This window comes from Nonomuraea polychroma (assembly GCF_004011505.1).
Classification (GTDB): domain Bacteria; phylum Actinomycetota; class Actinomycetes; order Streptosporangiales; family Streptosporangiaceae; genus Nonomuraea; species Nonomuraea polychroma.
The window spans coordinates 5,388,266-5,405,212 of sequence record NZ_SAUN01000001.1 but is presented as its reverse complement, the minus strand read 5'-3'; the positions used below and the strand labels follow the sequence as shown (position 1 = coordinate 5,405,212).

Below are 16,947 nucleotides of genomic sequence, written 5' to 3'. Positions count from 1 at the left end.
AGGCTGATGACGGCGGCCCGTGCCCAGGCGACAGGCCGTCCCATGCCGATGACGGATGGCCCCGCGCGTGGGCGTACCGGCTCCAGGCGGTGGGGCGGGCGTTTCGCGGTGCGCGGGCGCGTCGGCCGGGGTAGAGTCTGGTGCCGAACAGGTGTTCGGCGGCGCGGGGAAGGGCGGGCCTGTGCGGGTGATAGGCGTCGATCCGGGGCTGACCCGGTGCGGCCTGGGCGCCGTCGAAGGGCGTCCGGGCGCGCCGCTGACGCTCGTGGGCGTCGGAGTGGTCCGCACCGGCGCGGACGAGGAGCTCGGCGCGCGGCTCATCGGCATCGAGGCGGGGATCGAGCGGTGGCTCGACGAGGTCCGTCCCGACGCGGTCGCGGTCGAGCGGGTCTTCAGCCAGCACAACGTCCGCACCGTCATGGGCACCGCCCAGGCCGCCGGCATCGCGGTGCTGTGCGCCGCGCGGCGCGGGCTGCCCGTGGCGCTGCACACGCCGTCCGAGGTCAAAGCCGCCATCACCGGCAGCGGCACCGCCGACAAGAAGCAGATCGGCGCCATGGTCACCCGCCTGCTGCGCCTGCCCGAGATGCCCAAGCCGGCCGACGCGGCCGACGCGCTGGCCCTGGCCATCTGCCACGTGTGGCGCGGCGGCGCCCAGTCCCGCCTGGCCGAGGCCCTCGCCCGAGCCACGCGAAAGGACGCCAGGCCATGAACGCGTCGTCATTCGCGGGGCCGGCGACGATCACCTCGGGCGCGGCGAGCCGGGTGGCCCCGGCGAACCGCACGCGGCTCGTGTCAGCGGCGGGAAGCGAGGCTGCGGCGGGGCGTGCGGTCGCGCTCCTCCCGGCCGCCGCCCGGAGCCGGGTTCCGGAGACCGAAGGTGAGGCCGTGGTGCGGCTGGTCGAGAGTGGTGTTGTGGCCGCGCCGGAGGGCGGGCGTGGTGTTGTGGGCACGCCGGAGGGCGGGCGTGGTGTTGTGGCCGCGCCGGAGGGCGGGCGTGGTGTTGTGGCCGCGCCGGAGGACAGGCGTGGAGTGGTGATCGTGCCGGTGACGGAGGGCGAGCTGTGATCGCGTCGGTGGCGGGGAGGGTGGCGGCGATCGCGCCGGACGCCGCGGTGATCGAGGTCGGCGGGGTCGGCATGCTCACGCATTGCACGCCGGGCACGCTCGCCACGCTGCGCGTCGGCGAGGAGGCCCGGCTGGCGACGTCGCTGGTGGTGCGCGAGGAGTCGCTCACCCTCTACGGCTTCGCCACCGACGACGAGCGGGCCGTGTTCGAGCTGCTGCAGAGCGCCAGCGGCGTCGGGCCCAAGCTGGCGCTCGCCATGCTCGCCGTGCACACGCCCAACGCGCTGCGGGTGGCCGTGGCCGGCGCCGACCTCAAGGCGCTCACGCAGGTGCCGGGCATCGGGCAGAAAGGCGCCCAGCGCATCGTGCTGGAGCTCAAGGACCGGCTCGGCACGCCGGAGGAGGCCGTCAACGCCGCGCTCAACGGGGAGCGGCGGGTGGCGGTGTGGCGGGAGCAGGTCCACTCGGGGCTGGTCGGGCTGGGCTACTCCAGCAAGGACGCCGATGAGGCGATCGCCGCCGTGGAGCCGGACGCAGAAGCCGAGCTCGCCGCCGGCCGCCGGCCCCAGGTCGCCGCCCTGCTGAAGGCGGCGCTGCGCTCGCTGAGCGTGCGATGAGCGCTGACTGCGCGCTGAGTGCCGACTGCGGGGTGAGCGCTGACTGCGCGCTGAGTGCTGACTGCGGGGTGAGTGCTGACTGCGGGGTGAGTGCTGACTGTGCGGTGAGTGCTGAGGGCCTTACGGTGAGAGCTTCGGACCCTGAAGGCCGGTTCCCGGCGAGGAGGTGTGGCGGGCGTGGGATTTGAGCGCGAGCTCGTGTCGCCCGATGCCGCGGGCGACGAGCTGCAGATCGAGGCGGCCCTGCGGCCCAAGCGGCTCGGCGAGTTCATCGGCCAGGGCCGCGTGCGAGAGCAGCTGTCGCTCGTGCTGGAGAGCGCCCTGCGCCGGCGCCGGCCGCCCGACCACGTGCTGATGAGCGGATCCCCGGGACTCGGCAAGACCACCCTGGCCATGATCATAGCGGCGGAGCTGAACGCACCGCTGCGCATCACCTCCGGCCCGGCGCTGGAGCGGGCGGGCGACCTCGCCGCCATCCTGTCCACGCTGGCCGAGGGCGAGGTGCTGTTCATCGACGAGATCCACCGGATGGCCAGGCCCGCCGAGGAAATGCTCTACATGGCCATGGAGGACTTCCGGGTCGACATCGTCGTCGGCAAGGGCCCGGGCGCCACCGCCATCCCGCTCGACATCGCGCCGTTCACCCTGGTCGGCGCCACCACGCGGGCCGGGCTGCTGCCCGCGCCGCTGCGCGACAGGTTCGGCTTCACCGCCCACATGGACTACTACGAGGTGGCCGAGCTGGAGCAGGTGCTCTTCCGCTCGGCCAAGCTGCTCTCCGTCGGCCTCCCCGCCGAGGGCGCCCACGAGATCGCCAGGCGCTCGCGCGGCACGCCCCGCATCGCCAACCGCCTGCTGAGACGCGTACGCGACTTCGCCGACGTGCGTGCCGACGGCGTGATCAACCGCGAGATCGCCTCGGCGGCACTCGACCTCTACGAGGTGGACGCCGAAGGGCTCGACCGGCTCGACCGGGCCGTGCTCGATGTGCTGCTGAAGAAATTCGGCGGCGGCCCGGTCGGCCTTTCCACCCTGGCCGTGGCCGTGGGGGAGGAGCCGGAGACGGTCGAGGTGGTGGCCGAGCCCTTCCTCGTACGCCAAGGACTGCTGGCCAGGACCCCGCGCGGACGGGTGGCGACCGCGGCCGCGTGGGCGCACCTCGGAATGACACCGCCCCCGGACGCGTTCGGAGCGTCGCTTTTCGCCTGATCACAGAACGGTTGCAACCGTTTCAAATTGGGAACTTCCCCGCGCGCCGAAACGCTGCCTCGTTGCCGCGTTTCGCAACAACGGCCTACACTCCGTGGCTTGGCTGGCTGTGTAGGCTGACGGGCTGAGCGGCGCGGCCCGACGCAACGCACGGAATTTCCGGCGCGAGGCCGGTGTCAACTTTTTGTACGACTATGAAAGGTCGCCCCAATGGACCAACTCATGAGCATCCTGCCGCTGATCCTGCTCGTGGTGGTGTTCTATTTCCTGTTGATCCGCCCGCAGCGCAAGCGCCAGCAAGAGGCGCTCAAGATGCAGAACTCCTTGACGCCCGGCACTCGCGTCATGACCACCACAGGCCTGTTCGCGACCGTCGTCGCGGTGGACAATGAGGACGTCATCCTCGAAGTCGCGCCCGGCATCGAGACCCGCTGGGTGAAGGCCGCGATCGGCCGCGTCGTCTCGCCCGCCGACGCCACGGCGCCGGAGGAGCGGGAGTCCGAGGAGGACACGAACGCGTCCGAGCCCACCGTGGATCGCAACGACGGTCAGGACTCCAGCACCAAGCAGTCCTGACTAAGCTCTGCGACAAACCTCTATCCGAAAGAACTGACGACCAGTGGCCCGACCGACAAGCCGCCACAGCCGACCGGGGCGAACGCTCCTGGTGCTGCTGGCGCTCATCCTCGCCTTGGGCGGGACGATGTTCCTGCAGAAGGCGTACACGCCCAAGCTGGGACTCGACCTCGCCGGCGGCACGACGGTGACCCTGTCCCCCGTGACGCAGAACGGTGCCTCTCCTCCCGAAGAGATCCTGGACCGCGCGGTCAACATCATCCGCGACCGGGTCAACGGCACGGGCATTTCCGATGCGGAGGTCGCCAAGTCCGGCGACAACATCATCATCTCGATCCCGGGCGTCGGACAGAATGAGGCCATCCAGCTGGTCGCCACCACCGCGGAGCTGCGCTTCCGCCAGGTGCTCGCCATGCAGGCGACGCAGATCCCGCAGGAGCTGGCCACCAACGCGCCCACGCCGACCGCCTCGCCTTCGGCCTCCGCGACGGGATCGGCCAAGCCGTCCCAGTCGGCGGGCACGCCGGCGCCCAGCGCCTCTCCGACGGGCAAGGCCCTGTCGTCGGCGCTGACCGCGCCGACCCCGCAGCCGTCCGCCACCCAGAGTGACCAGAAGCAGGACAAGAAGGGCCAGAACGCCAAGGCCACGCCGACGGCGAGCCCGACCGCGCAGGCCAGCACGCCGCCCGCTCAGGATCCCAACGCCGGGATCAACACCGAGGGCATCGACCCCGCGGTGCTCAAGCAGTTCCAGGCACTCGACTGCACCGACCCCAAGAAGCGCGGCCAGGGCGTCCAGGACGACCCGACCAAGCAGTTCGCCGCCTGCGATGCCGACGGCAGCGCCAAGTACGTCCTCGACGTCGCCAAGGTCGTCGGCACCGACATCGACACCGCCAGCGCGGGCATCCGCCAGGGCACCACCGAGTGGATCGTCCAGCTCGACTTCAAGAGCAAGGGCGCGGGCGAGTGGAGCAAGCTCACCACGCAGGCCTACAACTCGCAGGAGCCGCGCAACAAGGTCGCGGTCGTCCTCGACGGCGTCGTCATCACCGCGCCCAACATCATCAGCCCGATCCCCGGCGGCCGGGCCGAGATCACCGGCGGCTTCACCCAGGCCAGCGCCACCACCCTGGCCGACCAGCTGAAGTACGGCGCGCTGCCGCTGAAGTTCAACCGCAGCTCCGTCGACACGGTCTCCTCGACCCTGGGCCAGGACCAGCTGCGGGGCGGCCTGATCGCGGGCGTCATCGGCCTGGTGCTCGTGGTGCTCTACTGCCTGCTCTACTACCGGGGCCTGGGCATCGTGGCGGTGCTGAGCCTCGTCGTGGCGACGATCCTCACGTACACGTCGGTGGTCGTGCTCGGTCACAACGCCAACTTCCGGCTGTCGCTCCCGCACATCATCGGTCTGGTGGTCTCGATCGGCATCACCGCCGACTCCTTCATCGTCTACTTCGAACGCATACGTGACGAGATGAAGGAGGGGCGGCGCTCGCTGCGGGCGGCCGTCGAGGTGGCCTGGGTCCGTGCCCGGCGCACGATCCTGATCGCCGACGCCGTCATGTTCATCGCCGCGATCGTGCTCTACTTCCTGGCGGTCGGCGGCGTGGCCGGATTCGCGTTCGCGATGGGCCTGACCACACTGATCGACGTCGTGGTGGTGTTCCTGTTCACGAAGCCGTTCATCGCCCTGCTGGCCAAGGTGAAGTTCTTCGCCAAGGGTCACCCGCTGTCCGGCCTCGACGCCGAGCGCATGAGCGAGGCCGGCAGCACGACCGGCCGCACGACCACTCCGCAGGAGGCATGAGATGGGACTCGCGCGTCGCCTCTACCGCGGCGAGATCGATGTCGACTTCGTCGGCAAATGGAGGCTGTGGTACAGCCTTTCCGGCTTCCTACTGCTCGTGTCGCTGGCCGGATTGCTGATCAACGGCCTCAACCTGGGCGTGGAGTTCAAGGGTGGCACGGTCTTCTCGTTCAAGGCCGCCTCTCAGGTCACCGTCGAGCAGATCCGCGAGTCCGTTCGCGAAGAGGGCGTGCACCAGGTGATCGTGCAGTCGGCCGGCACCGGCTGGCGGGTCACCACCGAGAGCCTTTCCGAAAGCCAGCTGACCCAGGTGCAGTCCGAGATCGCCAAGGACTTCGACACCCCGGTCGGGCAGGTCAGCGTCCAGTCCATCGGCCCGTCCTGGGGCGGTGAGGTCTCCACCCAGGCCTGGATCGGCCTGGGCGTGTTCATGCTGGCGATCATCTTGTACCTGTCGATGGCGTTCGAGCCGAAGATGGCGTTGGCGGCCATCGTCGCGCTCGTGCACGACCTCGTCATCACGGCCGGCATCTACGCCTGGTCGGGGTTCGAGGTCACGCCGGCGACGCTGCTCGGCTTCCTGACCATCCTCGGTTATTCGCTCTACGACGCGGTCGTGGTGTTCGACATGATCAAGGAGGTCACGGCCAAGCTGGGGCACACCTCGAAGATGACGTACTCGATGGCGGCCAACAACGCGCTCAACCACACGCTGATCAGGTCGCTGAACACGTCGCTGGTCGCGATCCTGCCGGTGGCGGCGATCCTGTTCATCGGCACCACGCTGCTCGGCGCGGGCACGCTGAAGGACCTGTCGCTGGCCCTGTTCGTCGGCATGATCGTCGGCACGTACTCCTCCCTCTGCGTGGCCACGCCGCTGCTGGTGACGCTGAAGGAACGCGAGCCGAAGTATCAGGCCATCGCCAGGAGGCTCGCCTCCACGGGCGGTGGCAAGAAGGGTTCCAAAAGCGCCGCGGTAGCCAAGGGCTGACCCGGACCGCGTGGACGACGCCCTCACCCCCTCAGCGGGTGGGGGCGTCGTGGTTTTGGGGCGGACTGGTCCGCATGAGGGCTGGAATGCACCATCATGGTGCCCGGCACACGGCCGGTGGAGAGAGGCGAGGGAGACCCCGATGAGTGAGCTGAGTACGATGATCTTGGATCGGATTCGGGACATCCCGGACTACCCAAAGCCAGGAGTCATGTTCAAGGACATCACCCCGCTCCTGGCGGATCCGGTGGCGATGGCGGCCGTGGTGGACGAACTGGCCGGGCTGCGCCAGGTCGACAAGATCGTGGGGATCGAGGCACGCGGCTTCATTCTGGCCGCGCCGGTGGCGTACCGGGCCGGAGCCGGGTTCGTGCCGGTGCGGAAGAAGGGGAAACTGCCCGCCGAGACCCTGGAAGAGTCCTACGATCTGGAGTACGGCTCCGCGACCATCGAGGTGCACCGCGACGCTTTCGCGCCCGGCGACCGGGTCCTCATCGTCGACGACGTGCTCGCCACGGGCGGCACGGCGAAGGCGGCCGTGGAGCTGGTGGAGAGGGCCGGCGGCGACGTCGTGGGCATCGCGGTGCTCATGGAGCTGGCATTTCTCAAGGGCCGCGAGCGTTTGCCGGGAGTAGAGCTGCATTCCCTGGTGATCGTCTGAGCCCGGCCCGCGAACGGTCGAGGTTCGCCACCTGGATACACTGGGGGATCTGGACTCGAACGTGAGGAGCCAAATCGCGTGATGAGTCATTGCGGGAGGAGTCTGAGTGCCCCGTGATGCGGTCGTGCCCGACGTAACCGACTCCGGCAGTGCCGAGCCGAGCGGCGTACCAGCGACGCGCCGGCGGAGGTTTGGGGGTGGGGCGATGAACCCGGTGCTGGAGCCGCTGTTCCGCACGGTCCGCGCCACCCATCCCAAGGCCGACTTGCGCGTGATCGAGCGTGCCTACGACGTCGCCGCCTATCACCACCGCGACCAGAAGCGGAAGTCCGGCGACCCGTACATCACGCACCCGCTCGCCGTGGCCACCATCCTGGCCGAGCTCGGCACCGACGACGAGACGCTGTGCGCGGCGCTGCTGCACGACACGGTCGAGGACACCGCCTACAGCCTCGACGAGCTGCGCGGCGACTTCGGCGAGACCATCGCGTCCCTGGTGGACGGCGTGACCAAGCTGGACAAGGTCAAGTTCGGCGACGCCGCGCAGGCCGAGACCGTGCGCAAGATGGTCGTCGCCATGGCACGTGACATCCGCGTGCTGATCATCAAACTGGCCGACCGGCTGCACAACATGCGCACCATGCGCTACCTGCCCGAGCACAAACGCCACCAGAAGTCCCGTGAGACCCTGGAGATCTTCGCGCCGCTGGCCCACCGCCTGGGCATGAACACGATCAAGTGGGAGCTCGAGGACCTCGCCTTCGCCATGCTCTACCCCAAGCGCTACGACGAGATCGCGCGCATGGTGTCGGAGCGGGCGCCGCGCAGGGACCTGTTCCTGCAGGAGGTCATCGAGAAGGTCTCCGGCGACCTGCGCGAGGCCAAGATCCGCGCGGTGGTCAAGGGCCGGCCGAAGCACTATTACTCGGTCTACCAGAAGATGATCGCGCGTGACGTGGCGTTCGACGACATCTACGACCTGGTGGGCATCCGCGTCCTCGTCGACACCGTCCGCGACTGCTACGCGGCGCTGGGCACCATCCACGCCCGGTGGAACCCGGTGCCGGGGCGGTTCAAGGACTACATCGCGATGCCCAAGTTCAACATGTACCAGTCGCTGCACACGACGGTGATCGGTCCCGAGGGCAAGCCGGTGGAGCTGCAGATCCGCACCCACGCGATGCACCACAGGGCCGAGTACGGCGTGGCCGCGCACTGGAAGTACAAGGAGGAGGTCGGCGCCCCTCCGGGAAAGGTGAAGCCCGGCAGCGACATGGCCTGGCTGCGCCAGCTCCTCGACTGGCAGAAGGAGACCTCCGACCCGGGCGAGTTCCTGGACTCCCTGCGCTTCGACCTGTCGGTGTCCGAGGTCTACGTGTTCACCCCGAAGGGGCAGGTCATCGCCCTGCCGGAGGGTGCCACGCCGGTCGACTTCGCCTACGCCGTGCACACCGAAGTAGGCCACCGGTGCATCGGGGCCCGCGTCAACGGGCGGCTGGTGCCGCTGGAGTCGCGGCTCGGCAACGGCGACACCGTCGAGATCTTCACCTCCAAGTCGCCGGACGCCGGGCCGTCGCGCGACTGGCTGAAGTTCGTCAAGTCGGGCCGGGCCCGCAACAAGATCCGGCAGTGGTTCTCCAAGGAGCGCCGCGAGACCGCGATCGAGGCGGGCAAGGAAGCCATCGGCCGCGCCATGCGCAAGCAGGGGCTGCCGCTGCAGCGGCTGATGTCCGGTGAGGCGCTGCTGGCGCTCGCCCGCGACCTGCGCTACCCCGACGTGTCGGCGCTGTACGCGGCCGTGGGGGAGGGGCACGTCGCGGCCCAGGCCGTCGTGCAGAAGCTCGTGGCCTCGATCGGCGGCGTCGACAGCGCCGAGGAGGACATCGCCGAGACCGCCCTGCCGACCCGGCTGCGCGGCCGCCCCCGGGGCGGCGGCGCGGGCGTGGTCGTGGCCGGGGACGCCGATGTGTGGGTGCGTCTGTCGAAGTGCTGCACCCCGGTGCCCGGTGACGAGATCGTCGGATTCGTCACCCGCGGGCACGGCGTGTCCGTGCACCGGGCAGACTGCACCAACGTCCAGCAGCTCAAGACGCAGCCGGACCGGCTGGTCGAGGTCAGCTGGTCGCCGAGCGACGACAGCGTCTTCCTGGTGGCCATCCAGGTGGAGGCGCTGGATCGGCCGCGGCTGCTGTCCGACGTCACCCGGACGCTGTCCGACCAGCACGTCAACATCCTGAGCGCGTCGGTGACGACGTCGCGGGATCGGGTGGCGATCAGCAAGTTCACGTTCGAGATGGGGGACCCGAAGCACCTGGGGCACGTGCTGAAGGCCGTGCGCAGCATCCAGGGCGTCTTCGACGTCTACCGGGTGAGCGGCGCCGGCAGCTGACCCCCGGCCCGCCGCACGCCAGCCCGGCCGCCGCACGCCTGCCCGGCCCGCCGAGCGCCTGCCCGGAGCCGTCCAGGCCTGCCGGTCTGCCTGGAAGGGCTCGGGGCCGTGCTGTCAGGGCGTCGGCCAGTGCCCGCCACACGATCCCTGTCCTGCCCGCAACTGGGTTGCGGGGGTTTCGATGCCCGGCCAGCAGCCGCCGCTGTGTCGCCAGGCCGCTGTCGGCCGCCTGGCGCCCGGGTCGCGGGGCCCCGGCACCCAGGACTGCGCCAGCGCCCGCCGCCGGCCGCGCCACCGGGCCGCGGAGCCGGTTGCACCGGTGGACTGGGTCCTCCAGAGGCGGTGGCGGCGGGGGCCGGGCCGACTGGTCAGCGGCGGCGCGGGGCGCCTGTTGCCGGGCGGCGGACGGTTCGGCCGGGGCGTTGGGCGGGCTCGGGGCGGCGCGCCCGGCGGGGTGAGGCGACCGTAGGGCCGGTGGTCAGCGGGGGCGAAGGTCGGGGAGGTTGACGACGATGGCCTCCTGGGTGCTGCGGGCGATCACTACCACCGCCTCCTGCGACGGGTCCGGGTTTTCCTCCCGGTGAGGCACGTACGGCGGCACGAAAACGTAGTCGCCCGGCTTGGTCTCCAGGCGCACCTCCCGTTCGCCTTCCAGGAAGACGAACGACGGCGTGCCGCTGACCACATAGATGGCCGTCTCCGACGCCCCGTGGTGATGGTCGGACGACCGGGTGGCGGGCGCGACGTGCGTCTGCCCCATCCACAACCGCCCCGATCCGGCGGTGGCCCCGCTGATGGCCGCCAGCCGCCGCATGCCGGAGCTCTGCGCCGTGTCGCCCGAGAGCTCCCCAGAGGGCACGTGACGCAGCGGCCGGTGGAAGGGGTCGCCCTCTGCCCTGTAGCCCTCCCAGAGGCGCCCTCCCGCCCTCTCCAGCACGTCGGAGGCCACAGCCGTCAGCCGTGCCGGGTCGTCGTGCGCGGCCAGCAGCTCGCCGGCCAGCTCCGGGTCGTGCGCGCGCAGCTCGCGCAGCAGCCACTTCCCGCTGCCCTGCCACCTGCGCCCGAACCCCAGGGCCAACCTGGCCGTCTCCTGCACCACCTGCCACCGGATGAACGTCTGCTCGCCGGCGTCCATCGCCCCCGACAGGTCGTCCAGGAGGTCGGAGAGCGCGTACCTGGCCCGCTCGGCCTCCGTGTCCGTCAACCCGCCGGGACCGGCCGCCAGGCGCTCGCTCAGCGCCGTCTGGAGGTCGCTGGCGCGGCCGCTGGTCCGGTCGGTCAGCACCGCACCCTCGGCGCACATGCGCGCCAGGGTCGGCTGCCGCCGGTCGAAGTCCTTGTCGAGGTATGCGTGCAGGCTGGTCTCGCTGTGCACGAACAGCTCGACCGGCCACCCGCGCCACCGCAGCGACTCGCGGTAGGGGACGGGCAGGCCGTCGAGCACCACGACGACGTCCAGGTCCGAGGTGCTGGTGCGCTGCTCGGTGAGCGAGCTGCCGCCGACGAAGGCGTACAGGGCCCCCGGGAACATCTCCTCGACGAGAGCACGAGCGACGCTGACGGGATCCATGCCGCCAGCCTAGATCGCAGGCCCCCGCGCGTGCCGCCCGATTCCCCGCGATCGGGCGGGAAAAACGTCAGCTGAACTCGGCCAGCGTGCGCTCGGCCTCCTCGAGCCAGGAGCGCCGGGCCCCCAGGGCTTCCTCGGTCTCCTTGATGTCCTTGGCACGTCCGGCCGCCTGCGCCTTGGCCAGCCGCTTCTCCAGCTGCTCGATCGAGGTGCGCAGCTGGTCGACGGTGCTCTGCGCGCGGGCCCTGGCCTCGGGGTTGGAACGCTTCCACTCGGCGTCCTCGGCCTTGCGCACGGCCTCGTCGACCTTGCGCAGCCCGCCCTCGAGCCGGTCGCGCTGCTCGCGCGGCACCGGGCCCGCGGCCTCCCAGCGCTCCAGGATGTGGCGAAGCGCCGCCCTGGCCGTGCGTACGTCGGTGACCGGGAGGATCTTCTCCGCCTCGGCCAGCAGCTCCTCCTTGACCTGCGCGTTGGCCGCCAGCGAGGCGTCACGCTCGGCGAAGACCGCCGACCTGGCCTGGAAGAACTGGTCCTGCGCGGCCTTGAAGCGGGCCCACAGCTCGTCCTCGGCCTCGCGCGAGGCCCGCCCCGCGGTCTTCCACTGCTGCATCAGGTCGCGGTAGACGGCTGCGGTCTGTCCCCAGTCGGTGGAGTCGGCGAGCGCCTCGGCCTCGGCCACGATGCGCTCCTTGGCCGCGCGTACGCCCTCGCGCTGCTCGTCGAGCCCCGCGAAGTACTGCTTGCGCCGCTTGGCGAAGGCCGTGCGGGCGGCCGACAGCCGCTTCCACAGTGCGGCCTCGGTGACCCTGTCGATGCGGTCCGCGGCCTTCCACTCCTCGACCAGCTGGCGCAGCCGCTCACCGCCCGACTTCCAGTGGGTGGTCTCGTCGGCGATGCGCTCGGCCTCGGCGACGATGCGCTCCTTGACCGCTCTGGCCTCGGCCCGTGCCTGCTCGCGGGCTGCCTTGACCTCCTCACGGCGCTGGGCGACCAGCTCCGTCAGGCCGTCCAGCCGGGCGGTCAGCGCGGCCAGGTCGCCGATGGCGTGGGCGTCGGCCACGGCTTCGCGCAGCTTGACGATGCTGGCCTCGGCCTGCGCCGGAGCCAGATCGGTGCCCCTGACCCGCTGTTCGAGCAGCTGAACCTGGCCCGCCAGCTCGTCGTACTTGCGATGGAAGTAGGCCAGTGCCTCTTCGGGTTCACCGGCCTGCCAGGAGCCGACGGCCCGCTCTCCCTCAGCCGTACGCACGTAGACGGTGCCGTCGTCGTCTACCCGGCCCCACGGGTCGGTGCTCACCGTGTCCTCCCGCACTATCCATCAGACCCTTCGGGACTACTTCGTCCCTAGTTTGTATTACGTCAGCTCTTGCCGGCGATTGTCACGTCTTTGATTTCGAGGGTTTGCTTCGGTGCTCCCGTCCCGTCCCCCATGTCGGCGATGACGCCTGCTTTGTTTACCTTGTCCAGGATGTCGAGCCCCTTGCTGATCGTACCCACCGGCGTGTAATCCGGGGTGAGTCCGATGTCTCCGTAAACCAGGAAGAACTGGCTTCCCGTGCTGCCCGGCGCCTGAGTTTTGGCCATCGCCATCACGCCGCGCTTGTACTGGGCGCCCTGGAGGTTCTCCTCGGCCATGACATAGCCGGGGCCGCCCGAGCCGTCCTGGCTCTTGCCGTCGGCCTTGGCGGTCGGGTCACCGCACTGCAGCATCGGGAACTTGTCGCTGCCGAGCCGGTGGCACTTGCTGCCGTTGTAGTAATTCTTCTTCGCCAGGAACTCCAGCGAGTTGGTCGTGCAAGGCGCCTTGGCGTTGTTCAGCTCGACCACGATGTCGCCCTGGTTGGTCTTGAACGTCATCGTCTTCGTGGCCGGAGTGGTCTTGACCTTCGCCGGCGGCATGCCGACGTCCTTGACCTGCCCGCCGGCGGTGTCCTTGACGTAGTCGCAGGTGCCGGTCGCCGCGTCGTACGGCTTCGGCCCCGTGGCCGCGCTCGGCGACGCCGCGGCGGTGTCGGTGGGCGCCGCCGTGGGCGAGGCGGCCGCCTCCGTCGCCGGGTCGTTGCCGCCCAGCAGCGCGACAGCGGTCACGATGCCGCCCACCACGATCACCACGCCCACGGTGGAGCCGATGATCGCGTTGCGCTTGGACTTCTGCTCGCGCTCGAGCCGGCGCTGCATCTGCCGCTCGTAGTGCTCGCGCGCCAGCTGCTTCTGCCGGTCCTTCCCCGTGGCCACCGCTTTGCCTCCCATAGTCAATCAACTGAGGTGGGCGAATCGTATCGGCCAACGGGTAATGATTCGCAGCCCGGCGACCCGCACCGGTACCCTTCGGTTACATTCCCATTGGCTTTTCGACGAGATCACCTGAGGCAGATGCTCATCGCCGGCTTCCCCGCAGGGGCCTTCCAGACCAATTGTTACGTCGTCGCGCCTGCCGCCGGTGAGGAGTGCGTCATCGTCGATCCAGGTCAGGACGCGACCGACGGCGTCGAGGAGCTGCTGCGCGAGCACCGGCTCAAGCCGGTCGCGGTCCTGCTCACCCACGGCCACCTCGACCACGTCTGGTCGGTCGCCCCGGTCTGCGGCGCGCGTGACGTCCCCGCGTGGATCCACCCCGAGGACCGGCACCTGCTGAGCGACCCGGCCGCGGGCTGGTCCGACACGAGCGCCTCCCTGTTCGGCGGCATCACGCTGAGCGAGCCGGACGACGTGCGCGAGCTGACCGACGGAGCCGTACTCAAGCTCGCCGGCCTCGAGCTCGTGGTGGACCACACGCCCGGCCATACCAGGGGGTCGGTGAGCTTCCGGCTGCCCGATGACGAGGTCATGTTCTCGGGCGACCTGCTGTTCGCCGGCTCCATCGGACGCTCTGACCTGCCCGGGGGCGACTACCCGACGATCCTGCGCAGCCTGGCTACCAAGTGTCTGCCGCTGCCTGACGATACGGTCGTCCTGCCGGGCCACGGACCACAGACCACGATCGGCCGCGAGCGCGCTACCAACCCATACTTGAAAGAAGCAGCTCCGCACGCCGGTCCCACACGAGGGATCTAATGAGCTTCCAAGCACCCAAAGGCGTCAAGGAATACGTTCCGCCGCAGGCCTCGACGTTCTACGCGATCCGGGGAGCGTTCGCGGAGACCGCCAGGCGCGCCGGATACTCCTACCTGGAGACCGCGGTCTTCGAGGACACCCAGCTGTTCGCCCGCGGCGTCGGGGAGTCGACCGATGTCGTGAGCAAGGAGATGTACACCTTCACCGACCGTGGCGGCCGGTCGCTGACGCTGCGCCCGGAGTTCACCGCCGGCGTGCTGCGCGCGGTCCTGGAGTACGGCCTGCACCGCGGGCAGCTCCCGGTGAAGGTCTGGACCGATGGGCCGGTCTTCCGCGCCGAGGCGCCCCAAGAGGGCCGCTACCGGCAGTTCTACCAGCTCGACCTGGAGGCGATCGGCAGCGAGGACCCGGCTGTCGACGCCGAGACCATCGCGCTGGCCTGGCAGTGGTATTCCGCGCTCGGCCTGACCCGGGTGCGGCTGCTGCTCAACTCGCTGGGCTGCACGGAGTGCCGCCCGGTCTACCGGGCCCGGTTGCAGGAGTTCCTGCGCGCGCTCGATCTCGACGAGGCCACCAGGGCGCGGATTGAGATCAATCCGTTGCGCGTGCTGGACGACAGGCGTCCAGAGGTCCGCGCTCAGCTCGAAGGCGCGCCGCTCATCGGCGACCACTTGTGCGCCGATTGCAAGGCCTACCACGACCGGGTCAAGCAGCTCCTGGCCGACCTCGGCATCCCGTGGGAGGACGCGCCCAGGCTGGTGCGCGGGCTCGACTACTACACCCGCACCACGTTCGAGTTCGATCACCCGCTGCTGGGCGCGCAGTCCGGCATCGGCGGTGGCGGCCGCTACGACGGGCTCTCCGAGGCCATCGGTGGCCCCCCGCTGCCCGGCATCGGCTTCGGTCTCGGCCTCGACCGCACCGTCATCGCCCTGGAGCGGGAAGGCATCGCGCTCGACACCCCGCCGCGCTGCGAGGTGTACGGTGTGGCGCTGGGCGACGAGGCGGCGCGGGCCATGTTCAGGCTGCTGAATAAGCTGCGCGCGGCCGGTGTCGCTGCCGACATGGCCTTCGGCGGCAAGGGGCTCAAGGGCGCCATGAAGGGCGCCGACCGTTCGGGGGCCGCGTTCGCGCTGATCCTGGGCGAGCGTGACCTGGCCGCCGAGGCCGTGCAAGTGAAAGACCTGACCACCGCTGACCAGACCGAGGTGCCCTTGGCCGAGGTCGTCGAATTCTTGAAAGGGAAAGTGCAGTGATCCGCACGCATACGGCCGGGTCGCTCCGCGAGGAGCACGCCGGGCAGCAGGTGACGCTCGCGGGATGGGTGGCCCGCCGCCGCGACCATGGCGGCGTGGTCTTCATCGACCTGCGTGACGCCTCCGGCTCGGCGCAGGTGGTCTTCCGCGAGGAGGACCACGCCCACGACCTGCGCGCCGAATACTGCGTGAAGGTCGTCGGCGAGGTCCGCCTGCGCCCCGAGGGCAACGAAAACCCCGACCTGCCCACCGGCAGGATCGAGGTCGTCGCCGACACGGTGGAGGTGCTGAGCGAGTCGGCGCCGCTGCCGTTCCCGATCGAGGGCAACGTGGGCGTGTCGGAGGAGGCGCGGCTGAAATACCGCTACCTCGACATCCGCCGCCAGCAGGTGGCCAACGCGATGCGCACCCGCTCCAAGGCCACCTACCTCGCCAACGAGGTCATGAACGAACTCGGCTTCGTCTACGTCGAGACCCCCACGCTGACCCGCTCCACCCCCGAGGGCGCGCGCGACTTCCTCGTGCCGGTGCGCCTGCAGCCCGGCAACTGGTACGCCCTGCCGCAGTCGCCCCAGCTGTTCAAGCAGCTGCTGCAGGTCGCCGGCCTGGAGCGCTACTACCAGCTCGCCAAGTGCTACCGCGACGAGGACCTGCGGGCCGACCGGCAGCCGGAGTTCACCCAGATCGACGTCGAGATGTCCTTCGTGGACCAGGAGGACGTCATCGAGGTCGGCGAGAAGCTGATCGGCCGGCTGTGGCGGGAGATCGTCGGCTACGAGCTGCCGACGCCGCTGCCGCGCATGACGTACGCCGACGCCATGGCCCGCTACGGCTCCGACAAGCCCGACCTGCGCTTCGGCCAGGAGCTCGTCGAGATGACCGACTACTTCGCGAGCACGTCCTTCAGGGTCTTCCAGGCCGAATACGTCGGCGCGGTCGTCATGCCGGGCGGCGCCTCGCAGACCCGCAAGGAGCTCGACGGCTGGCAGGAGTGGGCCCGCTCGCGCGGCGCCAAGGGCCTGGCCTACGTGCTCGTGCAGGAGGACGGCACGCTCGGCGGCCCGGTCGCCAAAAACCTCTCCGAGGAGGAGGCCGCCGGGCTGGCCGCCAAGGTCGGCGCCAACCCCGGCGACGCGATCTTCTTCGCGGCCGGCCCCAAGCACGCCTCCCGCGACCTGCTCGGCGCCGCCCGCCTGGAGATCGGCCGGCGCTGCGACCTGATCGACGAGTTGGCCTGGTCGTTCCTGTGGGTCGTCGACGCCCCCATGTTCGAGCCCGTACACGACGAGGTGGGCCGCGAGATCGGCTGGACGGCCGTGCACCACCCGTTCACCGGGCCCAAGCCGGAGTGGGCCGACAACTTCCAGGACCACCCGGGCGAGGCCCTCGCCTACGCCTACGACATGGTCTGCAACGGCATGGAGATCGGCGGCGGCTCCATCCGTATCCACCGGGCCGAGATGCAGCAGCGCGTCTTCGACGTGCTCGGCATCTCCAAGGAGGAGGCGGAGAGCAAGTTCGGCTTCCTGCTGGAGGCGTTCAAGTACGGCCCGCCGCCGCACGGCGGCATCGCCTACGGCTGGGACCGGATCTGCATGCTGCTGTCCGGCGGCGACTCGATCCGCGACGTGATCGCCTTCCCGAAGACGGCCTCCGGCTTCGACCCGCTCACGGCCGCGCCCACGCCGATCACGGCCGAGCAGCGCAAGGAGGCGGGCGTCGACGCCCAGCCGAAGAACGCCTGAG

General features: G+C 70.2%; 15 protein-coding genes. 12 read left to right on the top strand and 3 right to left on the bottom strand.

The window, feature by feature from the left end; all coding sequences use genetic code 11:
• Positions 1-181 precede the first annotated feature (181 nt).
• The 9 genes from ruvC to EDD27_RS24605 all read left to right on the top strand — a co-directional run bounded on the left by ruvC (position 182) and on the right by EDD27_RS24605 (position 9,321).
• The gene (gene ruvC / locus EDD27_RS24640; RefSeq protein ID WP_127934482.1) at positions 182-712 is read left to right on the top strand and encodes a crossover junction endodeoxyribonuclease RuvC; all 531 of its coding nucleotides are present in this window, start codon (positions 182-184) and stop codon (positions 710-712) included.
• Positions 709-1,068 (top strand): hypothetical protein, encoded by a 360-nt coding sequence (locus tag EDD27_RS54545; RefSeq protein ID WP_164903774.1) that lies wholly within the window; start codon positions 709-711, stop codon positions 1,066-1,068. The genes ruvC and EDD27_RS54545 overlap by 4 nt, the downstream gene beginning before the upstream one ends.
• Positions 1,065-1,685: a Holliday junction branch migration protein RuvA gene (ruvA, locus tag EDD27_RS24635; protein WP_127934481.1), complete on the top strand. Its 621-nt coding sequence runs from the start codon at positions 1,065-1,067 to the stop codon at positions 1,683-1,685. The genes EDD27_RS54545 and ruvA overlap by 4 nt, the downstream gene beginning before the upstream one ends.
• A 177-nt stretch (positions 1,686-1,862) precedes the next feature.
• Entirely contained in the window at positions 1,863-2,894 is a 1,032-nt protein-coding gene (gene ruvB / locus EDD27_RS24630; protein ID WP_127934480.1) for a Holliday junction branch migration DNA helicase RuvB, read from the top strand.
• 222 nt (positions 2,895-3,116) lie between these two features.
• Positions 3,117-3,470 (top strand): preprotein translocase subunit YajC, encoded by a 354-nt coding sequence (yajC, locus tag EDD27_RS24625; protein WP_241564231.1) that lies wholly within the window; start codon positions 3,117-3,119, stop codon positions 3,468-3,470.
• 43 nt (positions 3,471-3,513) lie between these two features.
• A complete protein-coding gene (secD, locus tag EDD27_RS24620; protein WP_338324664.1) occupies positions 3,514-5,280 on the top strand; it encodes a protein translocase subunit SecD in 1,767 nt (588 codons plus the stop codon).
• A 1-nt stretch (position 5,281) separates the two neighbouring features.
• A complete protein-coding gene (gene secF / locus EDD27_RS24615) occupies positions 5,282-6,271 on the top strand; it encodes a protein translocase subunit SecF (protein ID WP_127934478.1) in 990 nt (329 codons plus the stop codon).
• 142 nt (positions 6,272-6,413) lie between these two features.
• Positions 6,414-6,932 (top strand): adenine phosphoribosyltransferase, encoded by a 519-nt coding sequence (locus tag EDD27_RS24610; RefSeq protein WP_127934477.1) that lies wholly within the window; start codon positions 6,414-6,416, stop codon positions 6,930-6,932.
• 205 nt (positions 6,933-7,137) lie between these two features.
• Positions 7,138-9,321 carry a RelA/SpoT family protein gene (locus tag EDD27_RS24605; protein ID WP_127934476.1) on the top strand — a complete coding sequence of 728 codons (2,184 nt, stop codon included), beginning with the start codon at positions 7,138-7,140 and terminating at the stop codon, positions 9,319-9,321.
• Between the two features lie 478 nt (positions 9,322-9,799).
• On the opposite strand, the gene EDD27_RS56875 is transcribed toward EDD27_RS24605, so the two are convergent.
• From EDD27_RS56875 to EDD27_RS24585, 3 genes are all read right to left on the bottom strand, one after another.
• Positions 9,800-10,891, bottom strand: coding sequence for a cupin domain-containing protein (locus EDD27_RS56875; protein WP_241564230.1), 1,092 nt, complete (start codon positions 10,889-10,891; stop codon positions 9,800-9,802).
• Between the two features lie 67 nt (positions 10,892-10,958).
• Entirely contained in the window at positions 10,959-12,188 is a 1,230-nt protein-coding gene (locus tag EDD27_RS24590) for a DUF349 domain-containing protein (protein ID WP_127934475.1), read from the bottom strand.
• 62 nt (positions 12,189-12,250) lie between these two features.
• The gene (locus tag EDD27_RS24585) at positions 12,251-13,126 is read right to left on the bottom strand and encodes a peptidylprolyl isomerase (protein WP_338324663.1); all 876 of its coding nucleotides are present in this window, start codon (positions 13,124-13,126) and stop codon (positions 12,251-12,253) included.
• Between the two features lie 138 nt (positions 13,127-13,264).
• On the opposite strand from EDD27_RS24585, the gene EDD27_RS24580 reads away from it, so the two are divergent.
• The 3 genes from EDD27_RS24580 to aspS are packed head-to-tail and all read left to right on the top strand — an operon-like array spanning position 13,265 to position 16,946.
• Positions 13,265-13,945 carry an MBL fold metallo-hydrolase gene (locus EDD27_RS24580; protein WP_127934473.1) on the top strand — a complete coding sequence of 227 codons (681 nt, stop codon included), beginning with the start codon at positions 13,265-13,267 and terminating at the stop codon, positions 13,943-13,945.
• Positions 13,945-15,201 (top strand): histidine--tRNA ligase, encoded by a 1,257-nt coding sequence (gene hisS / locus EDD27_RS24575; RefSeq protein ID WP_127934472.1) that lies wholly within the window; start codon positions 13,945-13,947, stop codon positions 15,199-15,201. The genes EDD27_RS24580 and hisS overlap by 1 nt, the downstream gene beginning before the upstream one ends.
• Positions 15,198-16,946: an aspartate--tRNA ligase gene (gene aspS / locus EDD27_RS24570; RefSeq protein WP_127934471.1), complete on the top strand. Its 1,749-nt coding sequence runs from the start codon at positions 15,198-15,200 to the stop codon at positions 16,944-16,946. Before hisS ends, aspS begins: the two co-directional genes overlap by 4 nt.
• Position 16,947 lies beyond the last annotated feature (1 nt).